Consider the following 15,409-nt stretch of genomic DNA (forward strand, 5'->3'; position numbering starts at 1 on the left):
ACTTTTTTGACTTTTTTTGACCATTAACCTGGAGTAATCTCATGATGCAACTCAAAGACCCCACCCTGCTACGCCAACAAGCCTTTATCAACGGTCAATGGTGCGATGCCGACAGCGGCGAAACCTGTGCCGTGACCAATCCGGCCACTGGCGAGACGATTGGCACTGTGCCCAAAATGGGCACCGCAGAAACCCGTCGTGCGATCGCTGCCGCTAACGAGGCCTGGCCTGCCTGGCGCGCCAAGACCGGCAAAGAGCGCAGCGCCGTGATACGCAAATGGAACGACCTGATGCTGGTCAACGCCGACGATCTGGCCATGATCATGACTATCGAACAGGGTAAACCTCTGGCTGAAGCCAAGGGCGAAATTGCTTATGCAGCATCGTTTATCGAGTGGTTTGCCGAAGAGGCGAAGCGGGTCAGTGGTGACACACTGGCCTCTCCCTGGACCGATCGGCGCATCGTGGTCATCAAACAACCCATTGGGGTCTGTGCCGCCATTACGCCGTGGAATTTCCCATCATCCATGATCACCCGCAAAGCTGGCCCGGCGTTGGCTGCAGGTTGTCCGATGGTGTTGAAACCAGCGCTGGCCACACCTTATTCGGCGCTGGCGCTGGCAGTGCTGGCCGAGCGCGCTGGCGTACCGCCTGGTATCTTCAGTGTCTTGACCGGGTCTGCCAGTGCCATTGGCGGCGAAATGACCGCCAACCCTACGGTGCGCAAGCTGTCGTTCACCGGCTCCACCGATATTGGCAGCATGCTGATGCAGCAATGTGCCAAGACCATCAAGAAGTTGTCATTGGAACTGGGCGGCAACGCGCCCTTTATCGTGTTTGACGATGCCGATCTGGACGCAGCGGTCGAGGGCGCCATCATGTCCAAGTACCGCAACGCCGGCCAAACCTGCGTCTGTGCCAACCGTTTGTATGTGCAAGACGGTGTTTATGACGCTTTCGCCGCCAAATTAGTCGCCGCAGTCGAAAAGCTCAAGGTCGGCAACGGTGTTGAAGCAGGTGTCACGCAAGGGCCCTTGATTGACGGCGCTGCCATTAAAAAGGTAGAAGAGCATATTGCCGATGCGCTGGCAAAAGGTGGGCGACTACTCACCGGTGGCAAACGCCATGCGCTGGGACACAGTTTCTTCGAGCCGACCGTGATCGCTGATGCCACGCCTGACATGTTGGTGGCGCGCGAGGAAACCTTTGGCCCGCTGGCTCCGTTGTTCCGGTTCAAGACCGATGCTGAAGCGATTGCCATGGCCAACGACACCGAGTTTGGACTGGCCAGCTACTTCTATTCGCGCGACATCGGCCGCATCTGGCGCGTTGGCGAAGGCATTGAGAGCGGCATGGTAGGTATCAATACTGGTATTATTTCTAACGAAGTTGCACCCTTTGGCGGGGTCAAACAATCCGGGTTGGGCCGCGAAGGTTCCAAGTACGGCATGGACGACTACCTGGTCATCAAATACCTATGCATGGGCGGGTTGGACAAGTGAATGATCGCTTGGTCGCAGCCGTGGAGATGTCCTAGCCTGTACAGACGCAGGCTATGCGACGAACCTTGATCAGTTCAAGGTCAGTTTTTTCTTGACATGTGTTATGGTTGTTTCAAGCTAGCTGCCGTCTAATGGCAAGGTTTGAAACTACCCGTAGCGCCATTGCATGAAATCTGTCTCTCTCCCGATTTTTTTCGAGGTCAAAGCGGCCGCTGAAAAGCCGCAAGGCTGTCCATTTTTGCGCTTGGGGTTCCGCCCGTTTTATCTGGGCGGCACCCTGGTCGCGGCGCTGGCGGTGCCGCTGTGGATGGCCATGTTCATGGGCGGTATTTCCAGCAGTCCGGCCGTGCCTGCGCTGCTATGGCATGCGCATGAAATGCTGTTTGGTTTTGCCGTGGCCATCATCGTTGGTTTTTTGATGACAGCCGGCAAAAACTGGACCGGACTGTCCACCCCGCGCGGTGCCTCCCTGGCCGCTTTCGCTTTGCTCTGGTTGGCAGCTCGCATCGCCGCCCTGACCAGCCCAGGCGTGCTTTACGCGGTGTTGGACGTGGCCTTGCTGCCGCTGGTGGCTGGCATTCTTGCGCGCTTGCTACTGCGCGCCAATAACTACCGCAACTTGCCGTTGGCCCTGATTCTGGTCCTGCTGGGTGCGGACAACCTGGTGTTCCATCTGGCCACGTTGGGCCTGCTTGATGTACCGGCCATGACGCCGCTGCACGCCGCTTTGGGTTTGATCATCATGATAGAGAGCGTGATCGCCGGGCGCGTGGTGCCCGCCTTCACCATGAGCGCCACGCCAGGCCTGCGGCTCCAGACTACCTCGACGCAGGAGCGCCTGACGCTGGGTTTAACCGCTGCGGGCTTGCTGATGTGGGTGTTTGCCCCGCCAGGGGTGTGGGGTTTGGTGGTGCTGCTGGCGGCAGCGGGCTTGCACGCCAAACGCCTGTGGGGATGGCGTCCCATGCTGACGCGGAACAAACCCATCTTATGGATTTTGCATGGGGCTTATGCCTGGATTGCGCTAGGTTTGCTGATGCTGGCGCTGGCGCAAATGGGCTGGGTGCCGGTCTCTGCAGGTGTGCACGCGCTGGCAGTCGGCGCCACCGGCGGCCTGATCATCGGCATGGCCACGCGCACAGCGCGCGGCCACACCGGCAGACCACTGATCTTGACCCGCATCGAAGTGGCCGCCTATGGGCTGGTGATGACGGCGGCGCTGCTACGTGTCTTGGTGCCACTGCTGTTGCCCAGTTTCTACATCGCGGCGCTGGTGCTGTCGGCCAGTGCCTGGAGCGCGGCTTTCTTGAGCTACCTGTGGGTCTATGCCCCCTGGCTGCTTCAAACCCGACTCGACGGCAAAGACGGCTAAAGCGCATGACGATCAACCGACACTGGAGCCTGGGTGCCAAGCTGCTGATGGTGGGGGCACCCTTTTTGCTACTGGTCTTCATGGCGACCATCGCCACGCTCTGGGTGTCTTGGCAGTTGGACGGTGGTGCGGCAGCCGTCAACGAGGCCGGCCGCATGCGCATGCAGTCTTACCGCATGTCGCTGTCCATTGGCACCGGCGAGACCAGTCAACTGTCCGAACAAATTGCCGAATTCGACCGCAGCCTGACCACCCTCAAACAAGGCGACCCGGAGCGCCCGCTGTTTGTCTCGTGGGACGCGGATACCACTGCGCGCTTTGCCGTGGTGGAGAAGAACTGGGCGCACTACCAGGCGCGCTGGATTCAAGCCAAACCCGCCGTTTTCACCGACCTGCGCGCCGACACGGTGGCCTTTGCCTCCCACATCGATGACTTCGTCAACAGCATCGAAGTGCACATCGCCCGCTGGACCGCGCTGCTGCATCTGCTGCAAATGAGCATGCTGGCCTCTGTGGTCGTGGGCGCCACCGTCTTGCTCTACACCGGCTACCTGTTTGTGCTGGAGCCTGTCGGGCAACTCAAACAGGCCATTGAAAAAATCCAGCAGGGCAACTTCGATGCCCGGGTGGCGCACACTTCCAGCGACGAATTCGGCACCCTGGCCGACGGCTTCAACGGCATGGCCGAGCACCTGCAGTCGATGTACAAAAATCTGGAAGGCAAAGTGGCTGAGAAAACCGTTTTGCTGAAAGAGAAGTCCGACCGGCTGGAAAGCCTGTATGAAGTCACGGCCCTGGTGTCCAAAGCCACCTCGCTGGATGCTTTGGCGCAAGACTTTACCAAGAGTCTGGCAAAAATTTCCCAGGCCGATGGCGTCGCGCTGCGCTGGTCCAACCAGGGCGGCCAGCGCCATCTGATGCTGGCCGCGCACGGCCTGCCCGCGGCCATGATCGATGCCGAACAATGCCTGAACACCGGCGATTGCCATTGCGGCACGACCACCGAAGATTCGGAATTTCGCGTCATTCCGATCCGTGATGAATCCAGCGCGCCGCTGCAGCATTGCCTCAAGGCCGGTTTCGAGACCGTCATCACACTGCCGGTGCGCCTGCATCAGCAGCTCATGGGCGAAGTCGATTTGTTCTTTCACGCCCGCATCAGCCCGACGCCCGCCGAGCGCTCGCTGCTGCAGGCCTTGAGCAGCCACCTGGCCAGCGGCATGGAAAACCTGCGCCTGAACGCGCTGGAAAAAGAGGCAGCCGTGTCACAGGAACGCCACCTGCTGGCACGCGAGCTGCATGATTCGATTGCCCAGTCTCTGGCGTTCCTGAAAATCCAGGTGCAGTTGATGCGCGACGCCCTCAAAACCCGCGATGAAGCTGAAATCGCCAAAATCCTGGAAGAAATTGACGAAGGTGTGCGCGAGAGTTATGGCGACGTGCGCGAACTGCTGCTGCACTTCAGAACCCGCACCAACACCGAAGACATCGAGCCCGCGCTGGCCACCACGCTGCAAAAATTCGAGCATCAAAGCGGCATCAAGACCACCATGACGATGCAGGGGCAGGGCATGCCGCTGGCCCCGGATGTGCAGATTCAGGTGCTGCACATTGTGCAGGAGGCGCTGTCCAACGTGCGCAAGCACGCCCACGCATCGCAGGCCTGGCTCGATGTGCAGCAGCAACCCAGCTGGCGCTTTGAAGTGCGCGACGATGGCATTGGGTTCAATCCCGACACCGATCAATTGGATGAAACCCATGTGGGCCTGCGCATCATGACCGAGCGCGCGCAGCGCATCGGTGCGCACATCGACGTTATTTCTACGCCATCGCGTGGCAGCTCGGTCATCGTCACCCTGCCCGCGCCGTCACACCCCAGCACAAGCAACGCCGCCCGCATCGACAGTGCTGCAGCCGATACCTCTCACCGGGCGGCCTCAAGCGCCGTTTGACCATGCCTAAAAGTACACCTGACAGCCCGCCCATCCGCGTTTTGGTAGTCGATGACCACACCTTATTTCGCCGTGGCCTGACCGCGCTGCTGGCGCGCGACGCCGGCCTGCTGGTGGTGGGCGATGCGGCCGATGCCGGGCAAGCCCAGCGCAAAGCGCAGGAACTGCAGCCCGATGTGATCCTGCTCGACAACCATCTGCCGGGCGTCAACGGCGTCGATGCCCTGCCCTCGCTGCTCGAAGCGGCCCCCAACGCCTGCATCTTGATGCTGACGGTGAGCGAAGACGAGAACGATCTGGCAGCGGCCCTGCATGGCGGCGCCAGCGGCTACCTGCTCAAAACCATGGAAGGCGACGACCTGACCGCCGCCGTGCACCGCGCCGCGCAAGGCGACAGCATCATCGCGCCCGAGATGATGGGCAAACTGATTGCCGCCTACAAAAATGTGGCGCACAAGTCGGCTGCCGCCACAGACATTGCGCAAAGTACGAGCAGCTTAAAAGCGGCAACGCCGGCAGCCCAGGCCATGGCCAGCCTGTCACCGCGCGAACTCGACATTTTGCGTGGTATCGCGCGCGGTGCCAGCAACAAGGAAATCGCGCGCGAACACGGCATTGTGGAAACCACCGTCAAAATTCACGTGCAACACGTGTTGCGCAAACTGGGCGTTAGCTCAAGGGTCCACGCCGCCGTGATGGCCACGGAACAGGGTTTGCTTTAAGCCGATGCCAGGGCAACCCGCTTGTAAAGCGCTGCCAGGGTATCTGTCTGCGTCACGATGCCCAGCACTTTGCGATCCTCGTCAATGACGGGAATGTGCGGCAGGTTTTTCTCAATCATCAGGCCCATCACCTCGGTGATGGGCGTGTCCAGTCTGGCGCTGCTTACCACCGTGGACATGATCTGATGCACATAGATGGCTCGTTTGGGTTTTGCGCCAGGCATACGCTGCAGCATGCCCTGCAAGTGCATCGCCAGACCGGCCGCCGAGGTGTCGTCCATCTGACGCAAAAAATCGGCCACACTCAAAATGCCAACCAGCCTGTCGGCATGGTCAAGCACTGGCAAGGCCTTGACTCTATGGTGGCGCAGCCGGTTCCAGGCCAGCTCGATGTGTGTATCGGTTTTGACCGTAATCACATCGCGTGACATGACATCACCGCAGGCCAGCCCAATATGGCGCTCAAACGCGTGCTCAACCGCCAGGTTGTACAGCGACACCAATTCGTCCTCCTGAATGTCAACAAAGGTATTGAGCGCCGTGACGGCGCTTGCCAAGTCCGTGTGATCCAGGCCGCTGCGCTGCATCGGCGCCAGATCCCGGGTGTTATGGTTCTGCACTTTCTCAAGGCTGACCCGGTAAGGGTAAGGCCGCCCCAACAACCAGGTGTTGATGAGCCAGGCGAACAGGAGCATCAAAAGAACATTGAGTGCCACCAGGCTCACCGTCTGGGATGTTTGGGTCAGGCCGCCTGGCCCGTCGAGCACCATCAATAGCACCAGGGCGCCGCCGGGCGGATGGATGCCATTGAATTTGATCATGAGCCAGACTGTGACGGCCACACCGACTGCGGCGGCAAACACGGCATTGGGGATCAAGTGGGTGCACACCAGACCCACCAGGGTAGCAAAAAAATAACTGCTGATGACAGACCACGGCTGCGCCACCGGGCTGTGTGGCTGCACAAACAAGATCACCACACTTGCACCTATCGGAGCAATCAGCCAATTCGAATGCAAGGGCATGGCGTGCAGCAAAAACCCGCACAAGCCAATTCCAAGCAGCGCGCCAAAACTGGATCGCCATTGCTCTGCCGCCGACATCGAGGGCAGGCTGCTGGACACCCATGCCCGCGCCAAACCGGAAAAACGCAGCACAAACAGTTTCATTTTGAGTTCAAACCGATGCCCCAGGCAGGCCGGGAATCAAATGCAGACGCCGTGTTTTTGCTGTGCCACCAACGTTGGCACCAGGCGCCACCAAATCTGCCAGCGTGATGCCATCCAATACCGCCAGGAAGCTCTGCGTCGCCTGATTCAGCACACCTTTGAGTCTGCAGTTCTGGTTCATCCGGCACTGGTTAAGGTTCGGCTCGAAACACTCAACCACGGAAAAATCGGTCTCGGTCGCGCGCACGACTGTGCCCAGGCAGAGGTCTTTGGCTGGCAGTGCCAAACGCATGCCCCCACCGCGGCCACGGGTGGTTTCCAGCCAGCCACGGGCGGCGAGTTGCTGCACGATTTTGGTCAGGTGACTGCGCGAAATGCCGTGACTTTCGGCAATTTCGGTGATCGTCACCGGCTCGCTGCGTTCCTTGCTGGCAGCGCAGTACATCAGTACGCGCAAGGTGTAGTCGGTCCATTGGGTCAGGCGCATAGATCAGGGCAGGTTAAATCAAAGATGCATTCAATGTGCCTATTATCAGGATAAAATAATATTCATATCAAATTCTTCTTTAAGGATGGCACGCAGGCCGACACCACGACCGTTCTGCGCAACGTAAAAGTGACAAAAAAACCGATTCCTCAAAAGATCATTCCGATCCATCCCGTCCCCGTTGACGTAGCGGCTGACAGCGTCTTTTCATTGAGCGACGAATCGGGCAAAATTTATCCGCGCAGCGTCGGCGGGTTTTTTACCCGCTTGCGTTGGGTCATGGTCTGGGTCACCCAGCTGGTTTTTTACGGCATCCCCTGGCTCCAGTGGAACGACCGCCAGGCCGTTTTGTTCGATCTGGCGGGCAGCCGGTTCTATATTTTTGGTCTGGTGTTGCACCCGCAAGACCTGATCTATCTGGCTGTTTTGCTGGTGCTGGCCGCGCTAGCGCTTTTTTTCTTTACCGCAGTGGCGGGCCGGCTCTGGTGTGGCTACGCTTGCCCGCAAACGGTCTATACCGAGATTTTTTTGTGGCTGGAACGCATCACGGAAGGGGATCGCCTGGCCCGGATGCGTCTGGATGCCGCTCCCTGGCGCGCTGAGAAAATCATCCGCAAAAGCGCCAAGCAAGCCCTGTGGATTGGCCTGGGTTTGTTTACCGGTTTTACTTTTGTTGGCTACTTCACGCCCATTCACGACCTGGTGCAGGAGCTCCTGACGCTGTCGTTTTCACCTTGGGAATGGTTCTGGGTTCTGTTCTATGGTTTGGCCACCTACGGCAACGCGGGTTACCTGCGCGAACAAATCTGCAAACAGATGTGTCCCTATGCCCGCATTCAAAGTGCCCTGACCGACATGGACTCGATGGTCATCGCTTACGACAGTGTGCGGGGCGATGCCAGGGGCTCACGCGCACGCGCCGCCGACCCCAAGGCGCTGGGCCTGGGTGATTGCATTGACTGCACGCTATGTGTGCAGGTGTGCCCAACCGGGATCGACATCCGCAATGGGCTGCAAAATGAATGTATCGCCTGCGCCGCCTGCATCGATGTCTGCGACGAAGTCATGGTCAAAATGAACTACCCCAAGGGGTTGATCCGTTATTCGTCGGGCCGGGGCATCGCCGACAAATTGACACCCAGGCAAATGGTGAAACGGGGATGGCGACCGCGCGTGTGGCTTTACGGCGTGCTGTTTCTGGGGGTCGTGGCGATTTTTGTTGGCGGTTTATCCACGCGCAAGGGCTTTGCCGTGGACATCATCAAGGACCGTGGCACCATGGCACGTGAATTGGGCAATGGCGACATCGAAAACATCTACCGTCTGAAAGTCATGAACACCACAGAACACACACAAACCTATACCGCCAGCGTGCAGGGCTTGCCGGGCTTGGCGTTGGTCACCGACCCGGTGCTCAGAGTGCCGGCCACCGGCATCGGCTCGCTCACCATCCGTCTGACCCTGCCCTTTGAGACGGCACAGGCCTACCGAGGCAAGGCCAGCCCAATTCACTTCCGGGTGGAAACCCGGGAGCGCGACAAGGCGGCGGTCGTTGAAGAAAAATCCACTTTTGTCATTCCGCGCTAATTGGTTTTAGTGCATCAACCAGCTTCTGACATGGCCAAGAAATTCCCCGTTCACCCCGCCAACCCGGAGCGCATCTGCTGGGGCTGTGACCAGTTTTGCGCCATCACGGCGATGGCCTGTTCCAACGAGCGCTCACCCCATCCGTCCGAGTTGTTTGGCGACGACTGGCTGGCCTGGGGTGATCAGCAACTCGCACCCAGCAGCGCGCCGACTGGCCCCAGCACCCCGGCAGACCCCAACACGGAAAAACAGGCATGACGATCCCGATTGCAAACAATGTCCCTGCGCCACCCGCACCCCAAGGCATGCCCTGGATACGCCTGGCTTTCCGGCCGTTTTACCTGGGTGCGGCCCTGCTGGCGGCCTTGATCGTGCCACTCTGGGTGGCGGTCTTTCTTGGCGCGCTCCGTTGGCAATCCACGCCGCCGCCCTTGCTCTGGCACGCCCACGAAATGCTGTTTGGTTTTGCCATCGCGGTCATCGTGGGGTTTCTGATGACCGCAGGCAAAACCTGGACCGGACTCGCCACCCCGCGTGGCCCGGCCTTGGGGTTTTTGATCCTGCTCTGGCTCAGCGCACGCGTGGCTTCGCTGGTGGCGCCTTACGCGGTGTTTGCAGTGCTGGACCTGGCGCTGCTGCCCGCGGTGGGGCTGATTTTTCTACGCTTGCTGATCCGCTCACGCAATTGGCGCAATGTGCCGCTGGCGCTGATTTTGTTGTTGCTGATGGGGGTGAATTTGACCTTCCATTTGTCAGCCAAGGGGATGATCAACCTGGACCCGATGCGCAGTCTGTATGCCGGGCTGGGTTTTGTCGTCATCATCGAATGCGTGATGGCCGGACGCGTGGTGCCATTTTTCACCACCAGCGCCCTGCCGAATCTCAAAATCATCACCCTACCCTGGCTGGACCGCGTTGCGCTGGCGGCCACCGTGGTTGGCATGGCGCTGTGGGTGACCGACTGGCACAACGGGCTGGCCAGCGCGGCATTGGCCCTGGCTTTCGCGCTCAACCTGATTCGCCAGTGGCGCTGGCATTCGCTGGCCACGCTGCGTCGCCCCATTTTGTGGATCTTGCACGCTGCCCACCTTTGGTTGATTCTGGGCTTGGGCTTGCTGGCGCTGGCGCAGTTGGGTCTGGTTACCACATCGCTCGGTGTCCATGCGCTGGGCGTCGGCGCCACCGGTGGCTTGATCCTGGGCATGATGACGCGCACCGCGCGCGGCCATACCGGTCGCCCGTTGACGGCAGATGCACCAGAGATGGCAATTTATGCGTTGATCATGCTGGCCGCGCTGCTGCGGGTGCTGTTGCCGATGCTGGCACCGTCGCTCTACGTCGATGCGCTGGTGGCATCAGCCGCTGCCTGGAGTGCCGCGTTCCTGATCTACCTGTGGCAATACACACCCTGGCTGGTGAGTGCGCGGCCTGATGGCAAGGACGGCTAGCGGTTTCGGTGCAGTCAAATTCGTGCAAAGTCAATCACGATGGCACCGGGTTCGCGCTGCACGTACGCAATCGTCACCGCCTCGCCAAAACGGGCACCCAGTTGATGCAACAAGGGAATCGGGTCGTGGTCATTGCAGAAACGCATGGTCTCGCCGGGTTGCAGCGCATCCAGCGCACCAAATATCGCGGCGTGGCGAAAGCGTTTGGCAACGCCGCGGGCGTCGAATGGGTAAATCGCTTCGGGGGTGACGTGACCGGTGGCACAGGAACTCATGGCTTGACTCCAAATAAATTTAAAGATTCATTGTAGATGCATCAATTAGGTTGCAAGCAAAAAATAGCGCCAAAATCCTGCCGCTAGTTCTTCAGAACTAGTCCTGACGATTTGCCTCTAGTTCCAAATTCTGCCGCCACCCGTTCCACAGAGGGATTCCGCAAAAGGCCTGCAAAACCTAAAGTCATCACAACCCCAAAGGAGTTTCGTTATGACCAAGAAAGGGCAAGCCCTGTCGGTGCTGATCGTGAGCACCTTCGCCTTCACCGTGTGTTTCATGGTGTGGATGATGTTTGCGGTGATCGGCATTCCGATCAAGAAGACGCTCGACCTCAATTCGACCCAATTCGGCTTGCTGATGGCCATGCCGGTGCTCACAGGCTCGCTGATCCGCGTGCCGCTGGGCATCTGGACCGACAAGTTTGGCGGCCGCATCGTGTTTGCCGTGCTGATGGCCATTACCGTGCCAGCCATCTGGGTCATGACCTACGCCACAGCGTATTGGCACTACCTGGTGATCGGTCTGTTCGTGGGGCTGGCCGGGGGCTCGTTTTCGGTCGGCACGCCTTACGTGGCGCGCTGGTTTCCCAAAAAGCAGCAGGGCTTTGCCATGGGTATCTTCGGCATGGGCAACGCCGGTGCGGCACTCAACAAGTTTGTCGCCCCGGCACTGGTGGTGGGCTTTGGCTGGACCATGGTGCCGCAGGTCTATGCCGGCATCATGCTCGGCACGGTCATTTTGTTCTGGATGTTTTCGCACAGCGACCCGGCCCACCACGCGGCCAAGCAAGTGCCGTTCATGGCCCAGCTCAAGGCCCTGAAAGACCCCACGGTCTTCAAATACTGCCAGTACTACAGCATCGTGTTCGGCGGCTACGTCGCTTTAAGTCTGTGGATGGTGCAGTACTACGTGGGTGAGTTTGGCCTGGACATCCGCACCGCTGCCCTGCTGGCGGCCTGCTTCTCTTTGCCCGGCGGCATTTTGCGCGCGCTGGGCGGCTGGCTGTCAGACAAATACGGCGCCCACTCGATGACCTGGTGGGTGCTGTGGGTGAGCTGGATCTGCCTGTTCCTGCTGAGCTACCCGCAAACCGATTTCACCATTGCCACCGTCGATGGCCCCAAAACCTTTCACGTCGGCCTGAACGTTTACCTGTTCACCATTCTGATGTTCACACTGGGCGTGGCCTGGGGCTTTGGCAAGGCCAGCGTGTTCAAGTACATCAGCGACGACTACCACCACAACATCGGCGCCGTGAGCGGCATCGTCGGGCTGGCGGGTGGCATGGGCGGCTTTTTGTTGCCCATCATGTTCGGTGGCCTGATGGACCTGACCGGCATCCGCTCCAGCGCCTTCATGCTGATGTACGGTATCGTCTGGGTGTCCCTGATCTGGATGTACCTGACCGAGGTGCGGCGCTCCGAATTCATGGTAAAACCCACGGCTGCCCCAGCTTTGAAGCACTGAAATACCCCAAAGGAAATAGACATGTCCAACATCGAAGGCAAGCAAGCGGCAAACCTCCCGGAAGCCATTCTGCAATTCATGCCGGAAGCGCTGATTTTTTCGGACCTCGAAGGCATCATTCGCCTCTGGAATCCGGCTGCCGAAACCCTCTTCGGCTTTAAGGCTGCTGAAGCCATCGGGCAAAGCCTCGACCTCATCATTCCAGAACGATTACGCAAACCCCACTGGGACGGATTCAACATGGCGGTTTCCCGTGGCGGCACAAAGCCCGGCAGAAGCTCGGCCATCACACGTTCCCTGCATAAAAATGGTGAGCAAATCTACGTGGACATGAGTTTCATGATGGTCAAAAACCCGTCCGGTGAAATGCTCGGTGCCATGGCAGTTGCCCGGGATGCCACGGCGCGATTTCAGGAAGAAAAAAACCTGCGGCGTCAGCTTGCCGAATTAACCCCCAAACCAGCCTCCTAAGACGGCCTGCCGGCGTTAAAGTGGCGGCGTTGCGGACTCTGCCGCACGCCACCGGAGACGTTCGATGAGTTTGGTTGATTTGCTGATACGCCAGGCACGCCTGAAGCCTGACTTTGCGGCCGTATTCAACGGCACCGCGCTGCACGCCAGCTACGGCCAGTGGGCGGCCCGCAGTGCCGGCCTGGCGCAACGGCTGCAGGCCGCGGGCCTGCGCAGCGGCGACCGCGTGGTGCTGTTCATGCACAACCACCCGCGCTACCTCGAAGTGTTGTGGGGCGCATGGTGGGCGGGTCTGGTGGTGGTGCCGGTCAATGCCAAGCTGCACACCCGCGAGGTCGAGTGGATCATCGACAACGCGCAGGCGCGCTGGGCTTTTGTCACCAGCGACGTGGCCCCCACACCACTGGCAGGGCTGGATCACCAGGTGGACATTGAAAGCCGGCAAGCCGACCAACTGCTGGCACCGGCGCCGGACGCCATGGCCATGGCCGTGCCCGTGCGTGCGCGCGAACCGGGCGACCTGGCCTGGCTGTTTTACACCAGCGGCACCACCGGCCGCCCCAAAGGCGTGATGCTCACCCACCGCAACCTGATGACCATGGGCCTGAGCTACTTTGTCGATGTGGACCCGGTTGCCCCGCAAGACACCATCGTCTATGCCGCGCCCATGTCGCACGGTGCCGGCCTGTACGCCATACCGCATGTGATGGCCGGTGCGCGCCATGTGGTGCCGGCCTCGGGCGGCGTGGAACCGGCCGAGCTGTTTGCCCTGGGGCGCGCGCTCGGCCCGCTGTCCACCTTTGCCGCGCCCACCATCGTCAGGCGCCTGGTCGACTACGCCCAGCAACAAGGCTTGAGCTCGGCCGACGCGGCCCGGTCGTTCAAGACCATCGTGTATGGCGGTGCCCCCATGTACGCCGCCGACATGGCGCGCGCCCTGCGGGTGATGGGGCCGGTATTTGTGCAAATCTACGGCCAGGGCGAAACCCCGATGGTGGCCACAGCGCTGTCCAGAGCCCATCTGGCTGACAGCACTCATCCCAGGTACCTGGCGCGCATGGCTTCTGTGGGCGTGGCGCAAACGCCGGTGCTGATCCGTGTGGCGAACGCCGACGGGCAAGCCCTGCCTATGGGCGCGGTGGGCGAGGTGCTGGTGCAGGGCGACAGCGTGATGGCCGGCTATTGGCGCAATCCGGAGGCCACAGATCAGACCCTGCGCGACGGCTGGCTCTTTACTGGGGACGTGGGCAGCCTGGACGAGGACGGCTTCCTGACCCTGAAAGACCGCAGCAAGGACCTGATCATCAGCGGCGGCTCCAACATCTACCCGCGCGAAGTCGAAGAAGTGCTGCTCACGCTCGACGGCGTGGCCGAGGTGGCCGTGGTCGGCGCGCCGGATACCGAGTGGGGCGAAGTGGTGGTGGCCTTTGTGGTGCTGCAAGCCGGGGCCGTGGTGGATACGGCCGCACTCGACGCCCATTGCCTGGCCCAAATGGGCCGCTTCAAGCGCCCCAAGCTATACCATCTGGTGGCCGAGTTGCCCAAGAATAACTACGGCAAGGTGCTCAAAACCGAACTGCGCGCCAGGCTCGTCGCTGACAATGCCGCGTGATCGTCACGCTCTCTGCAAGCCAATTTTGAAAGGACTCACCATGAATCAAGATGCCACAACCAGTTTGGAAAAACGCAATATCTGGCTGCGCGGCCTGCTGATGATCCTGATGGGCCTGGCCCATCAGCTCGCCGGCACCGTGCTGTTTTGTACGGCCCTTCTTCAGTTTATTTTCACGCTGGCCAGCGACGCCCCCAACCCGCGCCTGGCAGCCTTTGGTCAAAGCCTGGGCCGCTTCCAAAGCCAGGTCGCCGACTTCGCCAGTTTCGCCAGCGAAGTCGTACCCTTCCCGTTCGCTGACTGGCCAGCAAGTGACTAACCAAATCGACCAGGCACTGACGCTGCTGCACCAGCACGCGCGCCCGGCCGAACTGGCCGGCATGGCGCGCTTTGGCATTGTGGGCAGCCAGCGTCTGGGCTTGTCTATGCCCTCCATGCGAGGCATTGCCCGCACGCTCGGGCACGACCACGCGCTGGCGCTCGCGCTGTGGGACACCGGCATCTCCGACGCCCGCATTGTGGCCGGCATGGTGGCCGAGCCCGCCAAATTGACGTCGCGCCAGATGGACGCATGGGCCAAGGGTTTTGCGTCGTGGGACGTGTGCGACCAAGTGTGCGGCAGCGCCTTTGTGGCGTCGCCACTGGCCTGGGCAAAGGTAACCGTGTGGGCCGGGCGCAAGGAAGAATTTGTGCGCCGTGCCGCGTTTGCCCTGCTGGCCACGCTGGCAGTGCATGACAAGGCGGCCAGCGATGCCCGCTTTATGGCGGCCCTGCCATTGATCGAGGCGGCGGCCGGTGATGATCGCAACTTTGTCAAAAAGGGAGTGAACTGGGCCTTGCGCAACATCGGCAAGCGCAACGCCGCACTCAACAATGCAGCCATTGACGCTGCCCGGCGCATTCAACAACAGGGCAGCCGCGCTGCCCTCTGGATCGCCGCGGACGCGTTGCGTGAGCTCAACAGCACGGCCGTGCTGGCACGCATCCAGCAAAGGCGCCCGACGCGGCTTGCTGATTCTGGATTGGCGAAATGATGGGCGAACGCGGGAACCACGGCTGCAGACCGTGATTCATAGCTGACAACGCATTTTGCAGATCGGCAGTTGGGTTTGATGGCTGTCAGCAGCAGACCCAAAGCTGTAGTAGCGTGGAGTTATATGCCTCCTGGAGAGCCGGCATTGGAAGTAAACGAGCACCGTCGCGCGTGCCAACGCTGAGGGCAGACTGTGATGTGCAGATGGACGCAACCGAGGGTGTCGAACTCAAGCCAGAAGATGGCGTCATGAGCTATGCGAAGGACCTCCATGCGGTCACGCGCGTCCACACTCGATTAACATTGCCGTA

The 15,409-nt window shown here is 60.3% G+C and carries 15 protein-coding genes; 12 read left to right on the forward strand and 3 right to left on the reverse strand.

Translation table 11 applies throughout. From position 1 onward, the window contains the following. Positions 1 to 41: 41 nt before the first annotated feature. The 4 genes from gabD (at position 42) to PHF15_RS09125 (ending at position 5,548) form a co-directional block, all read left to right on the forward strand. On the forward strand, positions 42 to 1,502 hold the full coding sequence (gabD, locus tag PHF15_RS09110; protein WP_300120481.1) for an NADP-dependent succinate-semialdehyde dehydrogenase: 1,461 nt from the start codon (positions 42 to 44) through the stop codon (positions 1,500 to 1,502). A gap of 166 nt (positions 1,503 to 1,668) precedes the next feature. Then, a complete protein-coding gene (locus tag PHF15_RS09115) occupies positions 1,669 to 2,874 on the forward strand; it encodes an NnrS family protein (protein ID WP_300120482.1) in 1,206 nt (401 codons plus the stop codon). Positions 2,875 to 2,879: 5 nt separating this feature from the next. Continuing rightward, complete coding sequence (locus tag PHF15_RS09120; RefSeq protein WP_300120483.1) at positions 2,880 to 4,826, forward strand: type IV pili methyl-accepting chemotaxis transducer N-terminal domain-containing protein; 1,947 nt, start codon at positions 2,880 to 2,882, stop codon at positions 4,824 to 4,826. A gap of 2 nt (positions 4,827 to 4,828) precedes the next feature. After that, complete coding sequence (locus PHF15_RS09125) at positions 4,829 to 5,548, forward strand: response regulator (protein ID WP_300120484.1); 720 nt, start codon at positions 4,829 to 4,831, stop codon at positions 5,546 to 5,548. Here the strand turns inward: PHF15_RS09125 and PHF15_RS09130 are convergent. Then, a complete protein-coding gene (locus PHF15_RS09130) occupies positions 5,545 to 6,717 on the reverse strand; it encodes an HPP family protein (RefSeq protein WP_300120485.1) in 1,173 nt (390 codons plus the stop codon). The genes PHF15_RS09125 and PHF15_RS09130 overlap by 4 nt on opposite strands. A 7-nt stretch (positions 6,718 to 6,724) precedes the next feature. Continuing rightward, positions 6,725 to 7,204, reverse strand: a complete 480-nt coding sequence (locus PHF15_RS09135) for an Rrf2 family transcriptional regulator (RefSeq protein ID WP_300120486.1) — start codon at positions 7,202 to 7,204, stop codon at positions 6,725 to 6,727. A 129-nt stretch (positions 7,205 to 7,333) separates the two neighbouring features. On the opposite strand from PHF15_RS09135, the gene ccoG reads away from it, so the two are divergent. From ccoG to PHF15_RS09150, 3 genes are read left to right on the forward strand one after another with little or no spacing between them, the layout of a single operon-like run. Continuing rightward, a complete protein-coding gene (gene ccoG, locus PHF15_RS09140; protein WP_300120487.1) occupies positions 7,334 to 8,791 on the forward strand; it encodes a cytochrome c oxidase accessory protein CcoG in 1,458 nt (485 codons plus the stop codon). Positions 8,792 to 8,821: 30 nt separating this feature from the next. Next, positions 8,822 to 9,049 (forward strand): DUF3079 domain-containing protein, encoded by a 228-nt coding sequence (locus PHF15_RS09145; protein ID WP_300120488.1) that lies wholly within the window; start codon positions 8,822 to 8,824, stop codon positions 9,047 to 9,049. Further along, entirely contained in the window at positions 9,046 to 10,239 is a 1,194-nt protein-coding gene (locus PHF15_RS09150; protein WP_300120489.1) for an NnrS family protein, read from the forward strand. Before PHF15_RS09145 ends, PHF15_RS09150 begins: the two co-directional genes overlap by 4 nt. Positions 10,240 to 10,253: 14 nt before the next feature. Here PHF15_RS09150 and PHF15_RS09155 read toward each other — a convergent pair whose 3' ends face one another. Next, entirely contained in the window at positions 10,254 to 10,514 is a 261-nt protein-coding gene (locus PHF15_RS09155) for a DUF2249 domain-containing protein (RefSeq protein WP_300120490.1), read from the reverse strand. A 211-nt stretch (positions 10,515 to 10,725) separates the two neighbouring features. On the opposite strand from PHF15_RS09155, the gene PHF15_RS09160 reads away from it, so the two are divergent. The 5 genes from PHF15_RS09160 to PHF15_RS09180 all read left to right on the forward strand — a co-directional run bounded on the left by PHF15_RS09160 (position 10,726) and on the right by PHF15_RS09180 (position 15,099). Next, positions 10,726 to 11,982 carry a nitrate/nitrite transporter gene (locus PHF15_RS09160; RefSeq protein ID WP_300120491.1) on the forward strand — a complete coding sequence of 419 codons (1,257 nt, stop codon included), beginning with the start codon at positions 10,726 to 10,728 and terminating at the stop codon, positions 11,980 to 11,982. Between the two features lie 21 nt (positions 11,983 to 12,003). Then, a complete protein-coding gene (locus PHF15_RS09165; protein WP_300120492.1) occupies positions 12,004 to 12,453 on the forward strand; it encodes a PAS domain S-box protein in 450 nt (149 codons plus the stop codon). Positions 12,454 to 12,517: 64 nt separating this feature from the next. Next, positions 12,518 to 14,065 carry an AMP-binding protein gene (locus tag PHF15_RS09170; RefSeq protein WP_300120494.1) on the forward strand — a complete coding sequence of 516 codons (1,548 nt, stop codon included), beginning with the start codon at positions 12,518 to 12,520 and terminating at the stop codon, positions 14,063 to 14,065. A 25-nt stretch (positions 14,066 to 14,090) separates the two neighbouring features. Continuing rightward, entirely contained in the window at positions 14,091 to 14,384 is a 294-nt protein-coding gene (locus tag PHF15_RS09175; RefSeq protein ID WP_300120496.1) for a DUF4389 domain-containing protein, read from the forward strand. Continuing rightward, a complete protein-coding gene (locus tag PHF15_RS09180; RefSeq protein ID WP_300120498.1) occupies positions 14,377 to 15,099 on the forward strand; it encodes a DNA alkylation repair protein in 723 nt (240 codons plus the stop codon). Before PHF15_RS09175 ends, PHF15_RS09180 begins: the two co-directional genes overlap by 8 nt. Positions 15,100 to 15,409: the final 310 nt, after the last annotated feature.

The organism is Rhodoferax sp., assembly GCF_028689295.1.
In the GTDB taxonomy this organism is placed as follows: domain Bacteria; phylum Pseudomonadota; class Gammaproteobacteria; order Burkholderiales; family Burkholderiaceae_C; genus Rhodoferax.

Excerpts from the sequence above, each read along its gene's own strand:
- gabD (WP_300120481.1), top strand. The coding sequence starts at position 42 with ATGATGCAACTCAAAGACCCCACCCTGCTACGCCAACAAGCCTTTATC.
- PHF15_RS09115 (WP_300120482.1), top strand. The coding sequence starts at position 1,669 with ATGAAATCTGTCTCTCTCCCGATTTTTTTCGAGGTCAAAGCGGCCGCT.
- PHF15_RS09120 (WP_300120483.1), top strand. The coding sequence starts at position 2,880 with ATGACGATCAACCGACACTGGAGCCTGGGTGCCAAGCTGCTGATGGTG.
- PHF15_RS09125 (WP_300120484.1), top strand. The coding sequence starts at position 4,829 with ATGCCTAAAAGTACACCTGACAGCCCGCCCATCCGCGTTTTGGTAGTC.
- PHF15_RS09130 (WP_300120485.1), bottom strand. The coding sequence starts at position 6,717 with ATGAAACTGTTTGTGCTGCGTTTTTCCGGTTTGGCGCGGGCATGGGTG.
- PHF15_RS09135 (WP_300120486.1), bottom strand. The coding sequence starts at position 7,204 with ATGCGCCTGACCCAATGGACCGACTACACCTTGCGCGTACTGATGTAC.
- PHF15_RS09145 (WP_300120488.1), top strand. The coding sequence starts at position 8,822 with ATGGCCAAGAAATTCCCCGTTCACCCCGCCAACCCGGAGCGCATCTGC.
- PHF15_RS09150 (WP_300120489.1), top strand. The coding sequence starts at position 9,046 with ATGACGATCCCGATTGCAAACAATGTCCCTGCGCCACCCGCACCCCAA.
- PHF15_RS09155 (WP_300120490.1), bottom strand. The coding sequence starts at position 10,514 with ATGAGTTCCTGTGCCACCGGTCACGTCACCCCCGAAGCGATTTACCCA.
- PHF15_RS09160 (WP_300120491.1), top strand. The coding sequence starts at position 10,726 with ATGACCAAGAAAGGGCAAGCCCTGTCGGTGCTGATCGTGAGCACCTTC.
- PHF15_RS09165 (WP_300120492.1), top strand. The coding sequence starts at position 12,004 with ATGTCCAACATCGAAGGCAAGCAAGCGGCAAACCTCCCGGAAGCCATT.
- PHF15_RS09170 (WP_300120494.1), top strand. The coding sequence starts at position 12,518 with ATGAGTTTGGTTGATTTGCTGATACGCCAGGCACGCCTGAAGCCTGAC.